Annotated in this window: 14 protein-coding genes; 7 read left to right on the forward strand and 7 right to left on the reverse strand. The window is 70.8% G+C overall.

All coding sequences use genetic code 11. The features are described from left to right. The first annotated feature begins 76 nt into the window (after positions 1-76). The 5 genes from OWM54_RS00400 (at position 77) to OWM54_RS00420 (ending at position 4,909) form a co-directional block, all read left to right on the forward strand. Positions 77-526 carry a GNAT family N-acetyltransferase gene (locus OWM54_RS00400; protein WP_267701072.1) on the forward strand — a complete coding sequence of 150 codons (450 nt, stop codon included), beginning with the start codon at positions 77-79 and terminating at the stop codon, positions 524-526. 237 nt (positions 527-763) lie between these two features. Then, complete coding sequence (locus OWM54_RS00405; RefSeq protein WP_223748767.1) at positions 764-1,429, forward strand: hypothetical protein; 666 nt, start codon at positions 764-766, stop codon at positions 1,427-1,429. 121 nt (positions 1,430-1,550) lie between these two features. Next, complete coding sequence (locus tag OWM54_RS00410) at positions 1,551-2,042, forward strand: NfeD family protein (RefSeq protein ID WP_223748768.1); 492 nt, start codon at positions 1,551-1,553, stop codon at positions 2,040-2,042. Further along, positions 2,042-3,157, forward strand: a complete 1,116-nt coding sequence (locus OWM54_RS00415) for an SPFH domain-containing protein (protein ID WP_223748769.1) — start codon at positions 2,042-2,044, stop codon at positions 3,155-3,157. The genes OWM54_RS00410 and OWM54_RS00415 overlap by 1 nt, the downstream gene beginning before the upstream one ends. A gap of 249 nt (positions 3,158-3,406) precedes the next feature. After that, positions 3,407-4,909: an ATP-binding cassette domain-containing protein gene (locus tag OWM54_RS00420; protein WP_267696306.1), complete on the forward strand. Its 1,503-nt coding sequence runs from the start codon at positions 3,407-3,409 to the stop codon at positions 4,907-4,909. A gap of 3 nt (positions 4,910-4,912) precedes the next feature. Here OWM54_RS00420 and OWM54_RS00425 read toward each other — a convergent pair whose 3' ends face one another. Both OWM54_RS00425 and OWM54_RS00430 read right to left on the reverse strand, forming a co-directional pair. Beyond that, positions 4,913-6,334: a hypothetical protein gene (locus OWM54_RS00425; RefSeq protein ID WP_267696307.1), complete on the reverse strand. Its 1,422-nt coding sequence runs from the start codon at positions 6,332-6,334 to the stop codon at positions 4,913-4,915. An 85-nt stretch (positions 6,335-6,419) separates the two neighbouring features. After that, positions 6,420-7,394: an NAD-dependent epimerase/dehydratase family protein gene (locus OWM54_RS00430; protein ID WP_267701073.1), complete on the reverse strand. Its 975-nt coding sequence runs from the start codon at positions 7,392-7,394 to the stop codon at positions 6,420-6,422. A gap of 121 nt (positions 7,395-7,515) precedes the next feature. Between OWM54_RS00430 and OWM54_RS00435 the strand changes: the two genes are divergently transcribed. Then, complete coding sequence (locus OWM54_RS00435) at positions 7,516-8,049, forward strand: FHA domain-containing protein (RefSeq protein WP_046713622.1); 534 nt, start codon at positions 7,516-7,518, stop codon at positions 8,047-8,049. Between the two features lie 6 nt (positions 8,050-8,055). Here OWM54_RS00435 and OWM54_RS00440 read toward each other — a convergent pair whose 3' ends face one another. The 4 genes from OWM54_RS00440 to OWM54_RS00455 form a co-directional block, all read right to left on the reverse strand. Continuing rightward, a complete protein-coding gene (locus OWM54_RS00440; protein WP_267696308.1) occupies positions 8,056-8,589 on the reverse strand; it encodes a hypothetical protein in 534 nt (177 codons plus the stop codon). 7 nt (positions 8,590-8,596) lie between these two features. Continuing rightward, a complete protein-coding gene (locus OWM54_RS00445) occupies positions 8,597-10,096 on the reverse strand; it encodes a Y-family DNA polymerase (protein ID WP_267696309.1) in 1,500 nt (499 codons plus the stop codon). 7 nt (positions 10,097-10,103) lie between these two features. Next, a complete protein-coding gene (locus OWM54_RS00450; protein ID WP_267696310.1) occupies positions 10,104-10,967 on the reverse strand; it encodes an ImuA family protein in 864 nt (287 codons plus the stop codon). Positions 10,968-11,155: 188 nt separating this feature from the next. Next, positions 11,156-12,370, reverse strand: coding sequence for a VWA domain-containing protein (locus OWM54_RS00455; RefSeq protein WP_267696311.1), 1,215 nt, complete (start codon positions 12,368-12,370; stop codon positions 11,156-11,158). A gap of 263 nt (positions 12,371-12,633) precedes the next feature. Here OWM54_RS00455 and lon point away from each other — a divergent pair, with 263 nt between their 5' ends. Continuing rightward, the gene (gene lon / locus OWM54_RS00460; protein ID WP_141332086.1) at positions 12,634-15,126 is read left to right on the forward strand and encodes an endopeptidase La; all 2,493 of its coding nucleotides are present in this window, start codon (positions 12,634-12,636) and stop codon (positions 15,124-15,126) included. A gap of 91 nt (positions 15,127-15,217) precedes the next feature. Here lon and OWM54_RS00465 read toward each other — a convergent pair whose 3' ends face one another. Further along, the gene (locus OWM54_RS00465) at positions 15,218-18,787 is read right to left on the reverse strand and encodes a DEAD/DEAH box helicase (protein ID WP_267696312.1); all 3,570 of its coding nucleotides are present in this window, start codon (positions 18,785-18,787) and stop codon (positions 15,218-15,220) included. Positions 18,788-18,894 lie beyond the last annotated feature (107 nt).

The following is an 18,894-nucleotide window of genomic DNA, read 5'->3' on the forward strand; positions in this document are numbered from 1 at the left end:
GCATTCCAGTCATCGCGAGCGGGGCCGCGGGCTACACTCGCCGCGGCACCCGACTCGTGGAGGCTGGACCCTCTTGATGCACCTGCGCAACGTCACGGACGAAGACCTCCCCCTCTTCTTCGAGCACCAACGCGACCCGGTCGCGCTGCACATGGCCGCCTTCCCGTCCCGGGAGCGCGAGGCCTTCATGACGCACTGGCGCACGAAGGTCCTCCGCCCCGAGAACGTCACCCGCACCATCGTCGTCGACGGACAGGTCGCCGGGTACATCAGCAGCTGGGAGCAGAACGGCGAGCGGCTCATCGCCTATTGGATTGGCAGGGAGCACTGGGGTCGGGGCATCGCGACCCGCGCGCTCTCGGAGTTCCTGACGGTGGAGCCGACACGTCCGCTGCACGCGTGCGTCGCCGTCCACAACGTCGGCTCCGTCCGCGTCCTCGAGAAGTGTGGCTTCCGCGCGGAGCCCCAGGACCACCCGCAGGTCGTGGACGGCGTCGCCGAGCTCTTCATGACCCTGAGCCCGTAGCCACGACGTTTCCAGACAGCCCTTCGTCCGAGGTCCTCGTTCGACCTCGGACACGCGCGCGCCACACCCCGCGAGGCTGTCCGCGCAGCAACGCTCGACTCCTGAGAATCCCTGTCACGCCCGTGCGCGGTGCCTACCGTCGTCGTCCGCTCGGCTCTCGCCCCATTCCTGGCGCGAGTCGCTCCGGAGGGCGGCATCGGCCCATGTCGCCCCGTCATCTCCCGACGAGGAGGACCCATGTCGTCGCACGGCCTCAACCGCTTCGCCCTTCCCTTCCTGTTCATCCTCGCGTCCGCCCTGCTGTTCCCGTCGCCAGGCCAGGGCGCGGAAACGCGCTACGCCTCCCGCAAGCCCGCCCCCTGTGGCGTCAACCGCGAGCTGTACCTGGGCACCTACAAGGGGCGCGTGTTCAAGGAATGGCAGACACCCCTCACCGACGCGCAGCTCAAGGACCCGCTGGTCCGCATGGCCAATGACGCCCTGCTCAAGAACAACTACACGCTCACCGTGCGCTTCCACCGCGATGAGCGGGGCGCCTACTGGGCGGACACCCACGTGCAGTTCGACAGCCTGACCCCGGATACCGCGGGCCCCAGCCACCGGGACACCAGCGACTACGTGCTCGACCTGGAGCGCTCCCCCGCCAAGGTGGAGTTCATCGTCACCCGCCGCCCCGCCAAGTCCTACCCCGTCCGCCCCCAGGAGCCACCCCGCACCGTCGGAATCGAGAAGACCACCTCCCACTCCAAACCCCTCCAGCACACGCTCGTCTTCAAGGAGACACTCGCCCTGGAGGCCCTGGACTGCGACAGCACGGGCGTCCCCCAGCGACTGCTCTTCACCCGGACCGTCGGCGGCTATCAGCCCATCGTCGAGACGCGGGAGCTGTTCCGGGTGAAATAGCCTGGAAATGTCCGGCGTTGAGGGGACGCGGCGCCTTTGGCCCTCTCAGTCCTGAAGGACGCTTTCGTCCCGGCCGACCCCCGTTTGACAGGGAGGGGAATCGACTGACAAAGAGACCTTCATGGACCTGTTCCCCTCCGCATGGCAGCTCTGGGTCGCCGCCGCCCTCGTCTTCGGGGTGCTGGAGCTGAAGCTGACCGGCTTCGGGCTCGTGTGGTTCTCGGCCGGGGCGCTCGTCGCCTCGCTCGCCGCGGGCCTGGGGCTGACCTTCATCGTCCAGCTCGGGCTCTTCAGCGCCGTGGCCATCGGGTTGATCACCGCCTCGCGCACCCTGTTCAAGAACGTTTTCATGCGGGATGCCTCGCACTTGAAGACGGGCATCGAGGCCATGGTCGGTCAGGAGGCCGTGGTGACGGAGGCCATCGACGCGCCCCACGGGGGCACGGTGCGCATCAACGGCGAGCTGTGGATGGCCCGCTCGCTGACGGGCGCCATCCTCGCGGGCGAGCTGGTCACCGTGGAGCAGGTCGAAGGACTCAAGCTTTGGGTGCGCCGCCCCTCGGCGACGCTGTCATCGGTTCCCCCCGGGGAACAGAACCAGGAGAAGCGCTGATGGACGCAGGGACGGTCGTACTTCTACTCGCCGTGGTGGGCGCGCTGGGCTTCCTGCTCTACACCTGCGTGCGCATCGTTCCCCAGGCCAAGGTCATGGTGGTGGAGCGTCTGGGCAAGTTCCACGACGTGGCCACCAGCGGGCTGAACATCCTCATCCCGTTCATCGACAGCCCCCGCCCCATCGAGATGCGCACGGGCAACCGCTACATGCGCAGCACCATGGTGGACCTGCGCGAGCAGGTCATGGGCTTCGAGACGGTGCAGGTCATCACCCACGACAACGTCAACATGGAGGTCGGCTCGGTCATCTACTACCAGATCGTCGACCCCGCGAAGGCGCTGTACCAGGTGGAGAACCTGGCGCTGGCGATCGAGCAGCTCACGATGACGAACCTGCGCAACGTCATGGGCGGCCTGACGCTGGACCAGACGCTGACCAGCCGCGAGACGGTGAACACGCGCCTGCGCATGGTGCTGGACGAGGCCACGGAGAAGTGGGGCGTGAAGGTGACGCGCGTGGAGCTGCGTGAGATCGAGCCGCCCCAGGCCATCAAGTCCGCTATGGCCAAGCAGATGACCGCCGAGCGCGAGCGCCGCGCCGAGGTGACCAAGGCCGAGGGCGACAAGGCCGCCGCCATCCTCCAGGCCGAGGGCGAGAAGATCTCCCGAATCCTGCGCGCCGAGGCCGAGCGCGACGCGGAGATCGCCCGCGCCGAGGGCCACAAGCGCGCCACCATGCTGGAGGCCGAGGGCAAGGCGGAGGCCACGCGCCTCACCTTCGAGGCCATCCACAACGGCCGCGCCACCCCCGAGGTGCTCGCGCTGCGCTACATGGAGACCCTCCAGGAGATGAGCAAGGGGGACAACAAGATGTTCATCCCCTACGAGGCCACCGCCACGCTCGGCGCCGTCTCCGCGCTCAAGGAGGTCTTCTTCAAGGACGAGGAGGCCGCCAAGGCGAAGGTCCCCGCGCAGCGGCAGGTGCCCACCGCCGCGGCCCTCAGCGCGCAGGCGATTGCCCGGGGCAACGTGCTCTCCGAGTCCGCCACGCTCGCCGGCGTCCCCGCCGTGCCGCCTCGGCGCCCTCGCCCGCCCACCGAGCAGGACGAGTAGCCGCCGTCGCTGTCTGGAAGGCTTCACGCCCGCCGTCGGACCTGGACGGCGGGCAGGTCGGGGTTGCAATCCGCCCCGGCGCGCGTCATAGATTGAAGGCACGCATCCACCGGAGGGCCTGACAACCCCTCCCTACGCGAGGTCGATTCCCCCTTGAGGCAGAACCGCTGAGTCCCAGGTCGTTCGAGTCGTCATCGCGCTGAGCCGCCTCGTGCGTGCTCGCGCCCTGGATTCAGGAGTTCGCCTCATATGTCATCCCTCCGCGCGCATCGCGTGTCGTACGCCTATTCCGACGCTGTCACCGTCCTCTCCGAAGTCGACTTCCACCTGCCCGCGGGCTGGACGGGCCTGGTGGGCGCCAATGGCGCGGGCAAGTCCACGCTCCTCCGCCTGCTGGCCGGAGAGCTGACGCCCACCGAGGGGCATCTCCAGTTCGAGCCGCCCTCCCCCACCCTGCGGCTGTGCCGTCAGGAGGTCGAGGCGCTCACGCCCGACATCACCGAGTTCGCCGAGTCGTGGGACTCGCTCGCGCGGCGGCTGCATGGACAGCTGGGCCTGGACGTCTCCGCGCTGGAGCGCTGGTCCACGCTGTCACCGGGAGAGCGCAAGCGCTGGCAGGTGGGCGCGGCGCTCGCGGCCGAGCCGCACGTGCTGCTGCTCGACGAGCCCACCAACCACCTGGACGCCGAGGCCCGGGCCTGGCTCGTCTCCGCGCTCAAGCGCTTCAAGGGCGTGGGCGTGGTGGTGTCACATGACCGGCCGCTGCTCGAGTCACTCACCACGAACACCTTGCGCGTGCACGGCGGCGACGCGCGGCTGTGGCCCGGGGCCTACCTGGCGGCGAAGCAGCACTGGGAGGCCGAGCGTGAAGCCGAGCTGGGCGCCTATCAGCAGGCCAAAGCGGAGCAGAAGCGCACGGCCCGGATGCTGGACCAGGCCCGGCGCGAGCAGGCCTCCGCGGACGCGGCGCGCAGCACCCGCAAGCGGCTCAAGGACAAGAACGACAACGACGCGCGCTCCATGGGCGCGTCCGTCGTCGCGGGCTGGGCGGAGAACCATGCGGGCCGCCGCGTGGGCGTCCTCCGCCGGGAGTTGGAGCGGGTCAGCGACGCGGTGGGCGAGTTCCACGCGGACAAGACGATGGGCCGCTCCGTCTTCGTCGACTACGTGCGCTCGCCCAACCCGTGGCTCATCACGCTGGATGCGCCGGAGCTGCGCGCGGGGGACGTGCCGCTGCTGGGTCCGGTGAAGCTGTCGGTGGGACGCGAGGCGCGCGTGCGAATCGAGGGTCCCAATGGCGCGGGCAAGAGCACCCTGGTGCGCGCTCTGCTGGAGAACACCCGCGTGCCGCGCGAGCGCATCCTGTACCTGCCGCAGGACGTGGGCGCCGAGGAGGCCCGGGCCACCCTGGACGCGGTGCGCGCGCTGCCTCCCGAGGAGAAGGGCCGCGTGCTGTCCCTCGTCGCCGCGCTCGGCGTGGACCCGGAGCGACTGCTCGGCTCGGAGCAGCCGTCCCCGGGTGAGGTGCGCAAGCTGCTCATCGCGCGGGGCCTGGGTCAGCACGCCTGGGCGCTGGTGCTCGACGAGCCCACCAACCACCTGGACCTGCCCTCCATCGAGCGACTGGAGGCGGCCCTGCGCGAGTACCCCGGCGCGCTGCTGCTGGTGAGCCACGACTCCACCTTCGCGCGCGCCTGCACCAGCGAGTGCTGGCGCGTGGAGCACGGACAGGTGGAGGTGACGAGCGGGTGAGCCTCAGGGCGGCGAGAGGATGCCGACCCACGTCTCGTTGGATTTCGCGCGGCTCCCGGGCCCCCCCGTGGTCCGGGAGCCGTCGATGCCGAACGCGAACACCACCGAGTCCCCCACGCCTTGTCTGGCGATGAGGACGTGCACGGCCTCTTCTCGCTGAAGCTGGAACAGCCCCTGCCGCTGGCCGCTCGCATCCACCGTGAGCAGGAAGCCCTTGCTCTTGCGCTGCTCGGGGTCCGTGGAGTCCTGCGCGAAGCCCGTGTCGCCCGCGAAGCAGTAACGCGCCGGGCCGCAGGCGACGAAGGACACGGGCACGTCGTCACGCTCGATGTCGAGGGCGCGCACGAGGTCGTCCTCCGAGGCGCCGTCGATGCGCCCGGAGGCGAAGTACAGGTCCGGGGAGAGGGTCCTGCCGCCCACCAGCGCCCGCTCCCTGGCGCCGAGCGCGAAGGTGCCTGACCGCACCACCAGGCCGACGATCTCCTGGGGCTCGGGCGCGGACACGGCGCGCGCGGAGACGAACGCGCCCGTGGGCGAGAAGGAGGACAGGAGGAAGGCGCGTCCCGTCGCGCCCGTGGGCTCGCGCCCGAAGGACGCCACGTAGGCGCGCCGCTGGAGGTCCATCAGCGGCGTGGCGACGTGGACCTGGTGCTGCTCGTCCACGTCCAGGCCCCAGCCGACCCAGGGGGCGCCCACGGCCTCCATCTGCTCCCAGGTGGAGAAGTCCCTCAAGGCCACCGAGGGCGCCACGGGACTGAGCCACAGCGTCTCCAGGCGCGCGTCGAGCCGCCCCACGCGGATGCCGTCGAGCGCCAGGAGGAAGACGACCTCCTCCCCATCCGCCCGCGCCAGCATGACGGCGGCGTTGCGCTCGGAGTCCGGGAGCTGTGCCCGCCCCAGGGCGCCGTTCGGCAGGGCGATGAAGTCCATGCGCTCCTCCGAGGGAATCGCGTGGGTGAAGCGCCGCTGCGCGACAAGGGTCCCATCCGGTCGGATGCGACGCACCTGGAGGGCGAGCGGGTCCTCCTCGCGCTCCCAGCCGAAGACGGTGAGTTCGCCACTGCGATGGACCACATGGTGGTGGACGAAGTCCGGCAGCGCCAGCTCGCCCCGCCACCCTCCCTCCGCGTCCACCTGCGACAGGCGCTTGACGGGCGGGAAGAAGAAGGTGTCCTCGCCCCGGTCCTCGTACTCGCCGCGGCGGAGCCAGGTGGTGCCATCCGCCCCCACGGCCAGCTCGCCCACGCTGCTCTGGAAACCGCAGTCGACGCGCCGCGCCCGGAGGTGCTCATCGAGGAAGTCCGCGGGGGCGAAGGCCGCCTGGGAGTCCCGGACGCAAGGCTCGCGGGAGTCCGAGCAGGCGCCGAGCAGCGGCAGCAGCGCGAAGAAGGTGAGACGCAAGCGCACGCGATGATTCCGGGACATGACGACACTCCTCCTGGAGGACCAGGAGCCTCGAGAGGGAAGCAGGCCACCCGCCGGCCCGGGTGACGAGGGCACGGACTCTAGCTCAGGGGACGGAGTGCCCGCGCGCCCAGGTCACGAGCGCCGCGAGCCCTTCGTCCACGGACACGCGGGGGCGAAAGCCCGTCTCGCGCTCCAGGGCCGCGGGGTCCGCCCAGGTCGAGTCCATCTCCCCGGCCTGCGCGGGCAGGAGCCGCAGCACGGCCCGGGTCTCCAGGAGCCGCTCCAGCACGGCGACGAAGTCCCGCACGGAGACGGGCTCCCCGCGTCCCACGTTGAGCAGTCGATACGGAGGGCTCCCCACGGGAGGACGGTCCAGGACGCGCAGCACCGCCTCCGCCACGTCCTCCACGAAGGTGAAGTCGCGCAGCATGCGTCCCTCGCCGTACAGGTCGATGGGGCGCCCTGCTCCCAAGGCGCGCAGGAAGCGCAGCGGCGCCATGTCCGGGCGTCCCCAGGGTCCGTACACGGTGAAGAAGCGCAGGCCCGTGGTGGGCAGGCCGTGGAGGTGGCTGTACGTGTGGGCCAGCAGCTCTCCGGCGCGCTTGGTCGCGGAGTAGACATTGAGGGGATGGTCGGCGGAGGCGCTCTCGTGGAAGGGCGGCGGCGTGTCCGCGCCGTACACGGAGCTGGAGGACGCGTAGACCAGGTGCGAGACGCCCGCGGCGCGGCCCTGCTCCAGGAGCTGGAGCCAGCCCACGATGTTCGCGTCCACGTAGGACGAAGCGGAGGCTCCGGCCTCTCGCACGCCGACCCGCGCGGCCAGATGGACGATTCGCTCGGGGTGCTCCCGTTGGAAGATTCCCGCGAGCGCGGGAGCGTCGGTGATGTCCGCCTCGTGACAGGTGAAGTGCTCCGCGCCGGGAAGCGAGCGGAGTCGGGCCAGTCGGGCGCGCTTGAGGGCGACGTCTCCGGACGGGTCCAGGTTGTCCACGCCGATGACGGTGTCACCTCGGGCGAGCAGCTTCGCGCTGACGTGGTGACCGATGAAGCCCGCTGCGCCCGTGACGAGGACCCGCATGAAGCGTGAGGGTTTCATGCCCTCGGGTCGGAAGCCATGCTGGTGATGTGGCGATGAGGGGGCCTGGCGGGCACTGTCACACGACTTCCCGTGGCCCCCGCTTGGACGTAGGGTGGGAGGCATGGTGTCCGTGAACCAGCTCCGTCCCTTCGCCTCGGCCTCGCTGGAGGCCTTCCGCGCCGCGTCCGGTCCGGTGGCGCTCATCCAGCAGCCCGTGGATCCCGTCTTCCGGAACGTCGCCCAGCAGCTGACGGGCGCTCGCACGGTGGGCATGGCGCACCGCTCGCGCATGACGGAGCGGCTGCTCGCGATGCTCCGCGACTTCGACAACCTGGAGGTGCACTTCCTGAACCCCAAGGTGGATGGGGAGGAGCTCACCGTGGGGCGCTCGGACTGCGACCTGGTGGTGCCAGACCCGTCCGTGTCGCAGCACCACGCGACGCTGCGCTGGAACGCGACCACGGGTGGCTTCCAGGTGCGGGACGCGCAGTCGATGAACGGCACGTGGATCAACGGCGCGCCGCTGGGCTTCCGCGCGCAGGTGACGCTCAACGACGGGGACACGCTGGCGTTCGGCGACGCGCAGTTCCTCTACCTGCGCGCGGAGACGGTGCACGAGCACCTTCGGCTGGCGAGCCCCCAGCCGAAGCCCTGAGGGGGCTCAGGGCACTTCCTTGACGGCGTCGATGACGGCCTTGCGCAGGTAGGAGCTGTAGTCCGTCTGCGACTGGTACATGCTGATGGACGAGACGGTGCGGGAGTCCTTGCGCCACAGCAGGTCGCCGTTCGGCGACACGAGGCCCGCCTCCAGGAAGACCTCGGCGCGGCCCATGGCGCGGATGGAGGACACGTCCACCCAGTTGAGCACGACGATGACGGCGGCCTCGGCCTTGTTCTCGCGGATGAGGGCGACGACCTCGCCGGTGGAGGGGGATGGTGCGTCGGAGATGCGCGAGCCGACCACCTCGAAGCCGCGCTCACGCAGCACCGCTTGCGTCTGGCCGATGAGGACGGAGCGCGGGTTGCCCTCCCCCAGCATGTCCTCGCGATAGGTCGCCACGGGCAGCGAGTCCACGCGCGTGCCGATCACGACGACCACCTTGCGGATGGCCCCCGGAGGCCGGACCTGCGGCGCGGAACACGCGGTGGCGAGCAGCGACAGCAGGAGGAGTGAGAGGGCGCGCATGGTCACCATGCATAGCTCAGTCGAACAACCCCTGCAGGTAGAAGCGGCCGTCGCGCATGTCCTGGAACACCCAGGCGGGCCCCAGTCCCTCGAAGTGCACCCGGTAGTAATCGCGCTGGAAGGGCGTCTCGGCCCACCACTCGCCGCCCAATCGCTCGGGGCCCGTCACCGCTGTCACCCGGTGACGCCGTCCGCCGACTCGCGCGGCGAGCAACCGACCCGTGTCTCCCAGCTCCGCGTCCAGCCACGCGGGCTCCGCCAACAAACGTGACGGCCGCTCCCGCAGCCCACCGTCCCTCCGCTCCACCGGCGTCAGCGCCTCCCCCCACCCCTTGCGAGCCTCGGGGGGGCGGAACGCCCGTGTCCCCTGCGCGCCCTCCGGCCGATGCACCGACTCCAACCCCGCCGAGCACAGCGACTCCTCTCCCAACGTCGTCGCCAGCCGCGACAACACCACCTCCAGCGCCGCGTCCCCCTCCGGCGCGTCCCCCAACGAGAGCTGCTGCCCCCGGTCCTCGGAGAACTCGTCCACCCGCGCGGACACCTCCGCCACCGGGTTCTCCAACCGCAGCTCCTCCAGCCGGTGCCGCGCCAGGTCCAACAACAACTTCGCCGCCGCCGTGGGCCTCGCCAGCGACAACGTCACCCGCTGCTGCCCCGTGGGGTCCAGCTTCAACGTGAAGGTGATGCGCACCGCCGCCCGCCCCCGCCCCACCAGCCGCGCCCCCAACCGGTCCAGCAACGTCTTCAGCGCGAAGCCCAACGGCTCGAACGACTCCGCCGGCCACTCCAACACCCGCCGCTCCTCCAGCACCTCGTCCAGCACCTCCGCCACGAAGGGCGTCTCATCCCTCCCGCCGCACCACGCATGCGCCCGAGCCCCCATCACCCCACCCCGCGCCGCCACCGCCCCCGGCGGCAGCTGGGCCACCTCTCCCAACGTGCGCAGCCCCAACGCGGAGAACGGCGCGGACTCCCGCCCCTCCAGCGCCGCCAACGGCAACGGCGCCAGCGCCTGGGCCGACGCCCCCGGCGCCACCACCTCCACCCGCCGCGCTCCGAAGCGCGCCAGCGCTCGCGAGGTGAACGCCTCTGAGGCCACCACCACGTGCGCCCGGTACCCCAACCCCTCGCACAACGCCAACGCCCGAGAGCACAGCCCCGCTTCACCTCCCGACAGGTGCGCGGCCCCCGCGTCGAGCCACAGTCCATCTGGGGCGGAGAGCTGGAAGCCCGGCCCCAGGCTCAGCAGCGCCTCCCCCAGCGCCACCAGTGCCCGCTTCTCCTCCTCCAACCGGTAGGGGAAGTGCCGCAGCCCCGGCTCCAGCGCCGTCGCCGCGGTGAGCGTCACCCCGGGCCGCACGCCCGCCTTCAGCGCGGACGTGGACGCCGCCACCACCCGTCGCTGGCCGCGAGCCTCCTCCACCAGCACGAAGGGCCGGCCCGCCAGCTCCGGACACTCGATGACCTTGCGCTGCACCGGGAAGCGCGTGAAATGCAGATAGGCCCTGCGCATGGCTCCCTCAGTTGTGCGCCGCCGAGGCCACGTCCGACGCCACCCGCAACGAGGGCATCACCCCATCCCGCCCGGACCGCTGCCCCTGGTGCCCCAGCCCGTTGCGCGCCACCCACGGCGTCTCCCGCAGGAAGTCCGGCGTCGCGTCCGCGTCCACCGGCCCCACGTCCAGCACCCGCCCCCCCTCCTCGAGCCCCAGCTCCGGGTACAGCGCGCTCCACGGCAGCACCGCCCGCGTCCCCGTGCCGCCGCGCCTGCTGCGCACCACCTCCACCGCCCAGCCCTCCGCCCCCTGGGACTCCGTGCGCAGCCGCGTCACCCCATCCGCCGGAGCCTCCGGCGAGGTGAGCAGCAGCAGCAGCCCGCCGCCACGCTCCGCCGCGTCCGCCAGCTTCCGCGCCTCGGCCAGCCCCACCCGCGGCGGCCTCCCCGTCGCGCCCACCCCTCGCGTCAGGTCGAGCACCACGCACGCGAAGGCCCCACTCCGGGCCAGCTGAACCGCTGCCCACACCCGCTGCTCGGGCGCCTTGGGCCGCACGAGCAGCAGCCGCTCCAGGTCCACGCCCTGCGCCGCCGCCGCCGGGGCATACAGCTCGCGCGGTCCATCCACCCACGCGCACAGCCGCGCCTCCCTATGCGCGGACGCCACCGCGCTCAGCGCCAGGCTCGTCCTGCCGGAGGCCGCCTCACCACACAGCTCCACCGCCTGCCCCAGCGGGAAGCCGCCCGAGGGCAGCAGCGCGTCCACCGCCTCCATCCCCGTGCGCAGCACCGCCAGGTAGCTGCGCGGCGCCGCCTGCAACTGGCGGATGCGCTCGCGAAGCTGCTCGACCACCGCGCCGCCACTGCGCTGCTCCGCCACCGCGCTCATCTCGCCTCCTCGCCAGGACCCGACACACACCGAACGCACGCCTGCACGACGGTTCAGTATGCTCAAGGGTCTGACGTGCGCCCGCATAGGACGCACGGCGACGGGCCCGGCGATACGACGTGGTGGCTTGGATCCACCGGGGCGACGCCAGGGTTTTCGAGCCCCTGGGCGTCACCCCTCCGGCGGACCTAACCGGCGCAGATGACCTTCACCTCGACCTTCTGATCATCCGCGCGGCGCAGGCAGCTGCCGCCGAAGTAGATCCGCGCGGGGCGGTCCTCCCCGGACGGCTCGTAGCTCAGGTCCCCTGCCGCCACCGAGCAGCGCTCCACCGTGCCCCCGGCGCGGGTGATCTCCACCTGCGCCAGGCGCGGATCCGGCAGGTTCACCACGTCCAGGCTCTGCGCCACCGCCGCCAGCTCCGCGATGTGCAGCAGCGTGTCGCGGTAGCTCTCCCGACAGATGGAGTCCAGGTTGTCGAGCGCCGAGTCAAACTTCTCCGACATCGCCCGGTGCCGGTAGCCCGGCCCGTAGGACGTGGGGCAGTCCGCGTTGCGCACATACGTGCCCTGCGGCGTCGCGTCGGTGATCAGCTCCGCCCGCTTGTCGCTCAGCGCCACCGGACCCACCGTGGCCCACAGCACCTCCCGACGTCCGCCCTTGGAGTCGCGCAGGCTCTTGAAGGCCTCCGCGTACTCGTCCACCGACGTCAGCAGCGCCGCGCCCTCGTGGCACTTGTCCTCCGCGGTGTTGTCCGTGACGGTGACTGGCGGCGGCCGCGCGGTGGAGCTGCAGTCCTCCTCGTCCGTCACCACCACGACGAGCAGCCGCGCGCCGTCCCGCAGGAAGCCTCCGTTCCCTCCCTCGGCGATGGAGGTGGTGGTCAGGGGCTCGGAGACCGCCAGCCGGGCGGCCTCGAAGGGGGACTCCTGCCCGCTGCCACTCGTCCCCTGCTTCACCAGCAAGCGGAAGCGCTCCAGCAGGTCCGGATCCGAGCTCTCGACGAAGCGGTCCTCCGACGCGCTCCCGTCCTTCGTCGGCACCTGCTGCAGGAGGCCGGATTCCCTCGGATACTCCGAGTAGAACTCCCGGCCCTGGGTGAAGACGCGGCGGTACACGGAGGTGGTGATCACCCCCACGCGGAAGTCCTGGGTGACGCCGCCGCCCTCCCGCAGGCCCTGGATGAAGGCGGGCAACTCGGTGGCGATTCCGGCCTGCTCCTCGGCCATGGAGCCGGAGTTGTCGATGACGAAGAGGATGTCCGTCTTCTGCGGGGCCACCACCGGGGATTCGCTCTGACACTTGCCCGGCAGGGTGGATCCGGCCTCGTCGACGGGCGACGTGCAGGACGCCACCCAGAGGGCCGGCAACAGGAGCAGGGGGGCTCGGGTTCTGGATTTCATGGCGTCCTCCTGAGGGGGGAAGGCGGCGCACCCAGGCGGTGCGTCGCAGCGAGGCTGGGGGGGCGAGCATGCCCCACCCCCGGCCCGGACGCGAGACAAGGACGCAGCGTCTGGCATCCGACTTGAGCGTGGAAAATCGCACACGGCGTTTGCCACGGGCGTTTTGGTTGTTACGTTGGTTCATCTGCCGCAGAAAACCGACAGATGTTCACCGGTCCGGTCGCAGGGAGGGCCGGGCTTGAAGAAGGAAGAGGCCGAACTTCATGTCCGATGAGAAGAAGAAGGGCACCGCCGCGAGCGCAATGCCCACCGCGATGGCCCCTCCAGGGCTCATCAACAAGGAAGACATTCCCCAGGTGCTGCCGATCCTGCCCCTGCGGAACAGCGTCTTCTTTCCCGGCGGCGTGCTCCCGCTGGCCGTCGGCCGTCAGAAGACCATTGCCCTGATCAAGGACGCGGTGCGCGACGACCAGGTCATCGGTGTCGTCACGCAGCGCCGCGCCGAGGAAGAGGATCCGGGCGCCGCCGACCTCTACACCATGGGGACGGTGGCCCGTATCGTGAAGCTTCTGAAGATGGGCGAGGACAACTACTCGCTCGTCGTCCAGGGACTCGCCCGCTTCCGCGTCGTGGAGCTGGTGCAGGAGGCCCCGTACCTCAAGGCCCGCGTCGACGCGGTGGAGGACAAGACCTCCGCGGAGAACGTCGAGGTGGAGGCCCTGGGCATCAACCTCAAGAAGCTGGCGCGCGAGGTCATCGAGCTGATGCCCGAGCTGCCGGCCGCCGCCACGGAGCTGGTGGAGAGCATCACCCACCCCGGTCACCTGGCCGACCTGATCGCCGCCAACGTGGACGTGCCGATCGAGGAGAAGCAGGCCGTCCTGGAGACGGTGGACCTCAAGGCGCGGATGAAGCTCGTGCTCGAGCTGCTCAACCGCAAGCGTGAGATCCTCAAGCTCTCCAACAAGATCGACTCCGCCGTGAAGGGCGAGATGTCGAAGACCCAGCGCGAGTACTACCTGCGCCAGCAGCTCAAGGCGATCAAGGAAGAGCTCGGCGAGATGGGCGAGGAGGAGGAGGAGCTCGACGAGCTCCAGGAGCGCCTGAAGAAGGCCGCCCTGCCTCCCGAGGTGGAGAAGGTCGCGAACAAGGAGCTCAACCGCCTGAAGACGATTCCGGCGGCGTCGAGCGAGTACACCGTCGCGCGCACCTACCTGGATTGGATCGCCGACCTGCCGTGGTCGAAGCTGTCTGAGGACAACCTCGACATCGAGAACGCGCGCCAGCAACTCGACAAGGATCACTTCGGCATCAAGAAGGTGAAGAAGCGCATCCTGGAGTACCTGGCCGTCCGCAAGCTGAAGAACGACATGCGCGGGCCCATCCTGTGCCTCGTCGGTCCTCCGGGCGTCGGCAAGACGTCGCTGGGTCAGAGCGTGGCCAAGGCCACGGGCCGCAAGTTCGTGCGCCTGTCGCTGGGCGGCGTGCGTGACGAGGCGGAGATCCGCGGCCACCGGCGCACCTACGTCGGCGCGCTGCCCGGCCGCTTCATCCAGAGCATGAAGAAGGCCGGCACGAAGAACCCGGTCATGATGCTCGACGAGATCGACAAGCTCGGCGCCGACTTCCGTGGCGACCCGAGCGCGGCGCTCCTCGAGGTGCTGGACCCGGAGCAGAACAACACGTTCAGCGACCACTACCTCGACGTGCCGTTCGACCTGTCGAAGGTGATGTTCGTCGCCACGGCGAACCAGTTGGATCCCATCCCCGGGCCGCTCCGCGACCGCATGGAGATCATCGAGCTGTCGGGCTACACCTTCGAGGAGAAGCAGAGCATCGCGCGCATCCACCTGGTGCCCAAGCAGCTCAAGGAGCACGGGCTCAACCCGGACCACATCGAGATCACCGATGAGGCGCTGCTCACGCTGACCACCTCGTACACCCGCGAGGCGGGCGTGCGTAACCTGGAGCGGCGCATCGCGGACATCTGCCGCGCGGTGGCGGTGGAGGTCGCGGGTGGGAAGCTGGAGAAGCAGACCATCAACGCCGAGCGCGTGAAGGAGATCCTCGGGCCCGAGATGTTCTACTCGGAGGTCGCGGAGCGCACGGAGGTTCCGGGCGTGGCCACGGGTCTGGCCTGGACGGCGGCCGGCGGCGATCTGCTCTTCATCGAGGCGACGAAGATGGCGGGCAAGGGCGGCATGACGCTCACCGGCCAGCTCGGCGACGTGATGAAGGAGAGCGCGACGGCGGCGCTGAGCTACCTGCGCAGCAAGTCCGAGCAGCTGGGCATCAGCTCCAACTTCCTGGAGAAGACGGACATCCACCTGCACTTCCCGGCGGGCTCCATCCCCAAGGATGGTCCTTCCGCGGGCGTCACCATCCTGACGGCGCTCACCAGCCTGCTCACGGGCATCCGGGTGCGGCACGACACGGCGATGACGGGCGAGGCCACGCTGCGTGGCCTGGTGCTGCCGGTTGGCGGCATCAAGGAGAAGGTGCTGGCGGCCCACCGCGCGGGCATCAAGCGGGTCATCCTGCCCGAGCGTTGCCGCAAGGACCTGGTGGACGTGCCGGACCAGGCGAAGAACGAGCTGGAGTTCATCTTCGTCAGCCAGATGGACGAGGTCCTGAAGGCCGCGCTGGAGACGTCGCCGTTCAAGTCGTCGGCGGGGACTCCGGGTGGCGAGCCGGGCAAGGAGGCCTCGCTGCCTCCTGCGTCCACCGAGCCCGGGTCGCCCGAGGTCCGCGCGTAAAGCGCGGGCTTCAGCGACTCGAAGCCTGACGCGGGCAGGTTCCTCACCGAGGGACCTGCCCGTTGTCTTTGCGGGGCTCCCCTGCCCCGCTTCAGTGCCGCGTCCGGGGGACTTCCTCCTCGTCGGGGCCCCCAAGGCGCTGGGACAAGAGGCCAAGCAGCTCCTTCGTGGAGAGCCGCCCGGCGCCGTCCTTGCCCTCGAGCACGTCCGCGACGAGCGCGCGCTTGTGCTCGTGGAGCGACAGCATCTGCTCCTCGATGGTGCCTCGCGCCACCAGCCGGTAGACGGTGACGGGGCGCTCCTGGCCGATGCGATGCGCGCGGTCCGACGCCTGATCCTCCACGGCGGGGTTCCACCACGGGTCCAGGTGGATGACGGTGTTGGCGGCGGTGAGGTTGAGGCCGAAGCCGCCGGCCTTGAGCGAGATGAGGAACAGGGGCGCGCTGCCCTCCTGGAAGGAGCGCACGGCCTGCTCTCGGGCCTTGGGTGTGGAGGAGCCGTCCAGGTAGTCGTAGCGGATGCCCCGCGCGTCCAGCACCTCGCGCACCAGGGCCAGGTGCGAGGTGAACTGGCTGAAGACGAGCGCGCGGTGGCCCTCGGCGCGAAGCTCCTCGACCAGCTCCATGAAGCGCTCCAGCTTGGAGGACTCCACGCGGGACTCGGCGTCATAGAGGCGCGGGTGCGAGGCCAACAGGCGCAGCCGGGTGAGCGCGGCGAGCACCTCGAAGCGGCGCTCCAGCTCACGTGACTGCCGCTCGCGCATCACCTCCGGCGCGGACTCCAGCGCGGAGAGGGCCGCCAGCCGCGCGTCCTCGTACATGGTCCACTCCTGGGTGGAGAGGACGACGGGCACGCGGATGTCCGTGCGCGGCGGCAGCTGCGCCTCCACCTGGGCCTTGGTGCGGCGCAGGAGGAAAGGTTGCAGCACCCTGGCCAGGGCGGGCGCCGCGGTGGGGTCCACCCTGCGCTCGATGGGAATCGCGAAGCGGGTGCGGAAGGCGTCGTGGCTGCCGAGCAGCCCGGGGAAGACGAGCGAGAAGACGCTCCACAGCTCGCCCAGGTGGTTCTCCAAGGGTGTGCCGGAGAGGGCGAACTTGAAGTCCGCCTGCAGCGCGCGCGCGGCGCGGAAGCGGTGGGTGCCCGCGTTCTTCAGGGCCTGGGCCTCGTCGAAGACCAACGTGGCGAAGCGCAGCTCGGACAGCCGGCCGATGTCGCGCGTCAGGAGGCCATAGCTCAGCACGAGCACGTCGCGGGGACCCAGCCGTTCGAGCAGCCCGCCCCGGTCCGCGGCCTCGGAGAACAGCCGCATCTTCAGCGACGGCGCGAAGCGCTTCGCCTCGTCCATCCAGTTGAAGGCCACGGAGGTGGGCGCGAGCACCAGCGCGGGCCCCAGCTTCGAGCGCTCCAGCAACACGGCCAGCGCCTGCACCGTCTTGCCCAGCCCCATGTCGTCCGCGAGCACCGCGCCCGCGCCCCACGAGGCCAGCCGGGTGAGCCAGCGGAAGCCCTCGACCTGGTAGTCACGCAGGTCCGTCTTCAGCGTGGCGGGGACCTTCGGCTTCAGCTCCCGTGCGGCGAAGATGCGCTCGACGAGCCCCTTCCACGTCGCGTCCGCGTCCAGGGTCGCGCCCGCGCTGCCCAGGGCGGACAGCGACTCCGCCGCGGCCGGGCCCACCTCCAAGCCGTGGCGCGAAAGGTGGGCGTGGTCCGCCAGTCGCTCCAGGTGCTGGCGCAGCGCCTCCTCGACCTCCACGTAGGTCTGGTCCTTCACCTGGACGAAGCGCTCCTTGCGACGCGCGGCGTCCAACAGCCGCGCCATCTCCACGCGCTCGCCCTGCACCGCCAGCCCTCCGAGCACGCCGAACCAGTCGCGCTTGCGCTCCACCGTGATTCGCAGCGCGCTCGCCCCGCGAGAGCCCACGAGGCGAAGTGGAGAGCCACCCCACTCCAGCTCCGGCGGCGATTCCAGCGACTGACACGCGGACAAGAGACCGAGCGCGCCCTGGACGTTGGGGAACGAGAAGCTGAACGGCAGCGCCTGCGCCTCCGCGGTGGCCAGGGGCAGGCTCGCCTGGAGCGCGTGGACCACGGCGAGCTCCTTCACGAAGTCGCGCACCGTGTGCACGGGCTCCAGACCCCGACGCAGGTACACGTCCCGAGGACCCTCACCGGGGATGAAGCTGATGCTGTCCGGGAGCGCCCGCACGCGCAGCTCCACGCGCACCGCGCTGCCGGGCTCCAGCTCGAAGCGCAGCACCGGGAGCTGGAGCGAGGGCAGCTTCTCGCCCATGACACCGCGAGGCATGGCCACGGGCAGGCGCACCGAGAGCTTCGCCAGCTTCTCCAACAACGCGCCGTGGCTCTCGGGTGGGAAGACGTTGCCGTGGCGCTGGAGGACGGACACGAGCGCGCGGACCTCCGGGCCCGCGTCCAGCACGGTGAGCCTGCGCGAGCCCTCGTCCCAGAGGAAGAGGGCCTCCTCCGGCTTCGCGCGGCGCACGCGGTCCACCATGGACGCGGGCAGGCTCGCGCCGTCCACGCCCGCGGAGACGACGACAGCGCCGCCCCGCTCAGAGGCGACGATGCCCACCTTGGCGCGATCCACCTGGACCAGCAGGTCCTGCGTCCCCTCCTGATAGAGCCGGGGATGGTCCACCAGCTCCAGCAGCAGCGCGCGCGAGGCGGGTGCGTCGCCATCCGGCAGCAGCGACGCGAGGCGCGCGTCGAGCGAGGAGAGCTGCGAGCCATGCTCCTGGAGCAGCTTGCGGCGACTCACCTTGGCTCCGGTGGAGCGCTGGCCCTTCTTGTTGCGCCGGTGCACGTACGGGTGGACTTCCACGCCGTAGCCCTCGATGACGTCGACGCGCCAGGAGACCTCCACCGCCGCGCCGCTGCCCGTGCCCTCATCGAGCGCGCGCTCCAGCGCCCTCAACGTGCGGTCCCACCCCGGTCGCACCAGCTCGTCGAGCGTCTCGCCGAAGCGCTCCGTCCACGGCTGGTTCAGCCACAACAGCACCGTGTCGATGGCGGCGACCAGGTGGACACACGGCGGCGCGCCACAGGTGCAGTCGCCCTGCACCACGGAGGGCGTGAAGGTCAGCCGGGCCTCGGGGAGGATGAAGCCCATCTGCGCGCCGTAGGGCAGCTCCGAGCAGCGCGTCTCGCGGAAGCGGAAGCCAGGGAGCTCGGCGTCGTGCTGGAGCGACTCCAGCTGCAGCGCGTGCAAGGGCCGCGTGGCCACGGTGGCGGGCGCGCGGGAGCGCAGGTCCAGCAACAGGCCATGGACACGGTGGGTGCGCGGGTCCTCGGGCGGCGCCAGTCGCGCGGCGAGCGTGGCGCGGGTCTCCTCCGCCTGCTTGCGCTCCTCCTCGACGAAGCGCCACGCGAGCCGGGGCAGGAGGTCCTTCATCTTCGGCGACGGCAGGGACTCCTGCGTCCAGCGCGTACGGCCCTCCTCGCTGAGCATCTCCACCAGCCTGCGGCGGGCCATCGCGGGGCGGGACTGAGGCAGCAGCGCGGGGTCCACGAAGGGCGACAGCACCGTGAGGCTCAGGCGGGACAGGTGCTCGACGCCGTGCTCGCGCAGCCAGGCGCGCAGGGCTCCTTCCGTGGCGAAGAGTGGGACAGCGGAGGAATCGGGCTGCGGGCGCTCCACGGACATGGCTCCCCGCTTCTTCGCGATGCGCGACGGAAACGCAAGCGCGACGACAGGGCGTCCGGGCAGGCGGGCTCCCCGGGCCGGCTTCCGCTTCCCCGTCATTCCGGGCC

This window comes from Myxococcus sp. MISCRS1 (genome assembly GCF_026626605.1).
GTDB classification, from domain to species: Bacteria; Myxococcota; Myxococcia; order Myxococcales; family Myxococcaceae; genus Myxococcus; species Myxococcus fulvus.

Excerpts from the sequence above, each read along its gene's own strand:
- OWM54_RS00405 (WP_223748767.1), top strand. The coding sequence starts at position 764 with ATGTCGTCGCACGGCCTCAACCGCTTCGCCCTTCCCTTCCTGTTCATC.
- OWM54_RS00415 (WP_223748769.1), top strand. The coding sequence starts at position 2,042 with ATGGACGCAGGGACGGTCGTACTTCTACTCGCCGTGGTGGGCGCGCTG.
- OWM54_RS00465 (WP_267696312.1), bottom strand. The coding sequence starts at position 18,787 with ATGTCCGTGGAGCGCCCGCAGCCCGATTCCTCCGCTGTCCCACTCTTC.
- OWM54_RS00450 (WP_267696310.1), bottom strand. The coding sequence starts at position 10,967 with ATGAGCGCGGTGGCGGAGCAGCGCAGTGGCGGCGCGGTGGTCGAGCAG.
- OWM54_RS00410 (WP_223748768.1), top strand. The coding sequence starts at position 1,551 with ATGGACCTGTTCCCCTCCGCATGGCAGCTCTGGGTCGCCGCCGCCCTC.
- OWM54_RS00440 (WP_267696308.1), bottom strand. The coding sequence starts at position 8,589 with ATGGTGACCATGCGCGCCCTCTCACTCCTCCTGCTGTCGCTGCTCGCC.
- OWM54_RS00455 (WP_267696311.1), bottom strand. The coding sequence starts at position 12,370 with ATGAAATCCAGAACCCGAGCCCCCCTGCTCCTGTTGCCGGCCCTCTGG.
- OWM54_RS00445 (WP_267696309.1), bottom strand. The coding sequence starts at position 10,096 with ATGCGCAGGGCCTATCTGCATTTCACGCGCTTCCCGGTGCAGCGCAAG.
- OWM54_RS00420 (WP_267696306.1), top strand. The coding sequence starts at position 3,407 with ATGTCATCCCTCCGCGCGCATCGCGTGTCGTACGCCTATTCCGACGCT.
- OWM54_RS00425 (WP_267696307.1), bottom strand. The coding sequence starts at position 6,334 with ATGTCCCGGAATCATCGCGTGCGCTTGCGTCTCACCTTCTTCGCGCTG.
- OWM54_RS00400 (WP_267701072.1), top strand. The coding sequence starts at position 77 with ATGCACCTGCGCAACGTCACGGACGAAGACCTCCCCCTCTTCTTCGAG.
- lon (WP_141332086.1), top strand. The coding sequence starts at position 12,634 with ATGTCCGATGAGAAGAAGAAGGGCACCGCCGCGAGCGCAATGCCCACC.
- OWM54_RS00430 (WP_267701073.1), bottom strand. The coding sequence starts at position 7,394 with ATGCGGGTCCTCGTCACGGGCGCAGCGGGCTTCATCGGTCACCACGTC.
- OWM54_RS00435 (WP_046713622.1), top strand. The coding sequence starts at position 7,516 with ATGGTGTCCGTGAACCAGCTCCGTCCCTTCGCCTCGGCCTCGCTGGAG.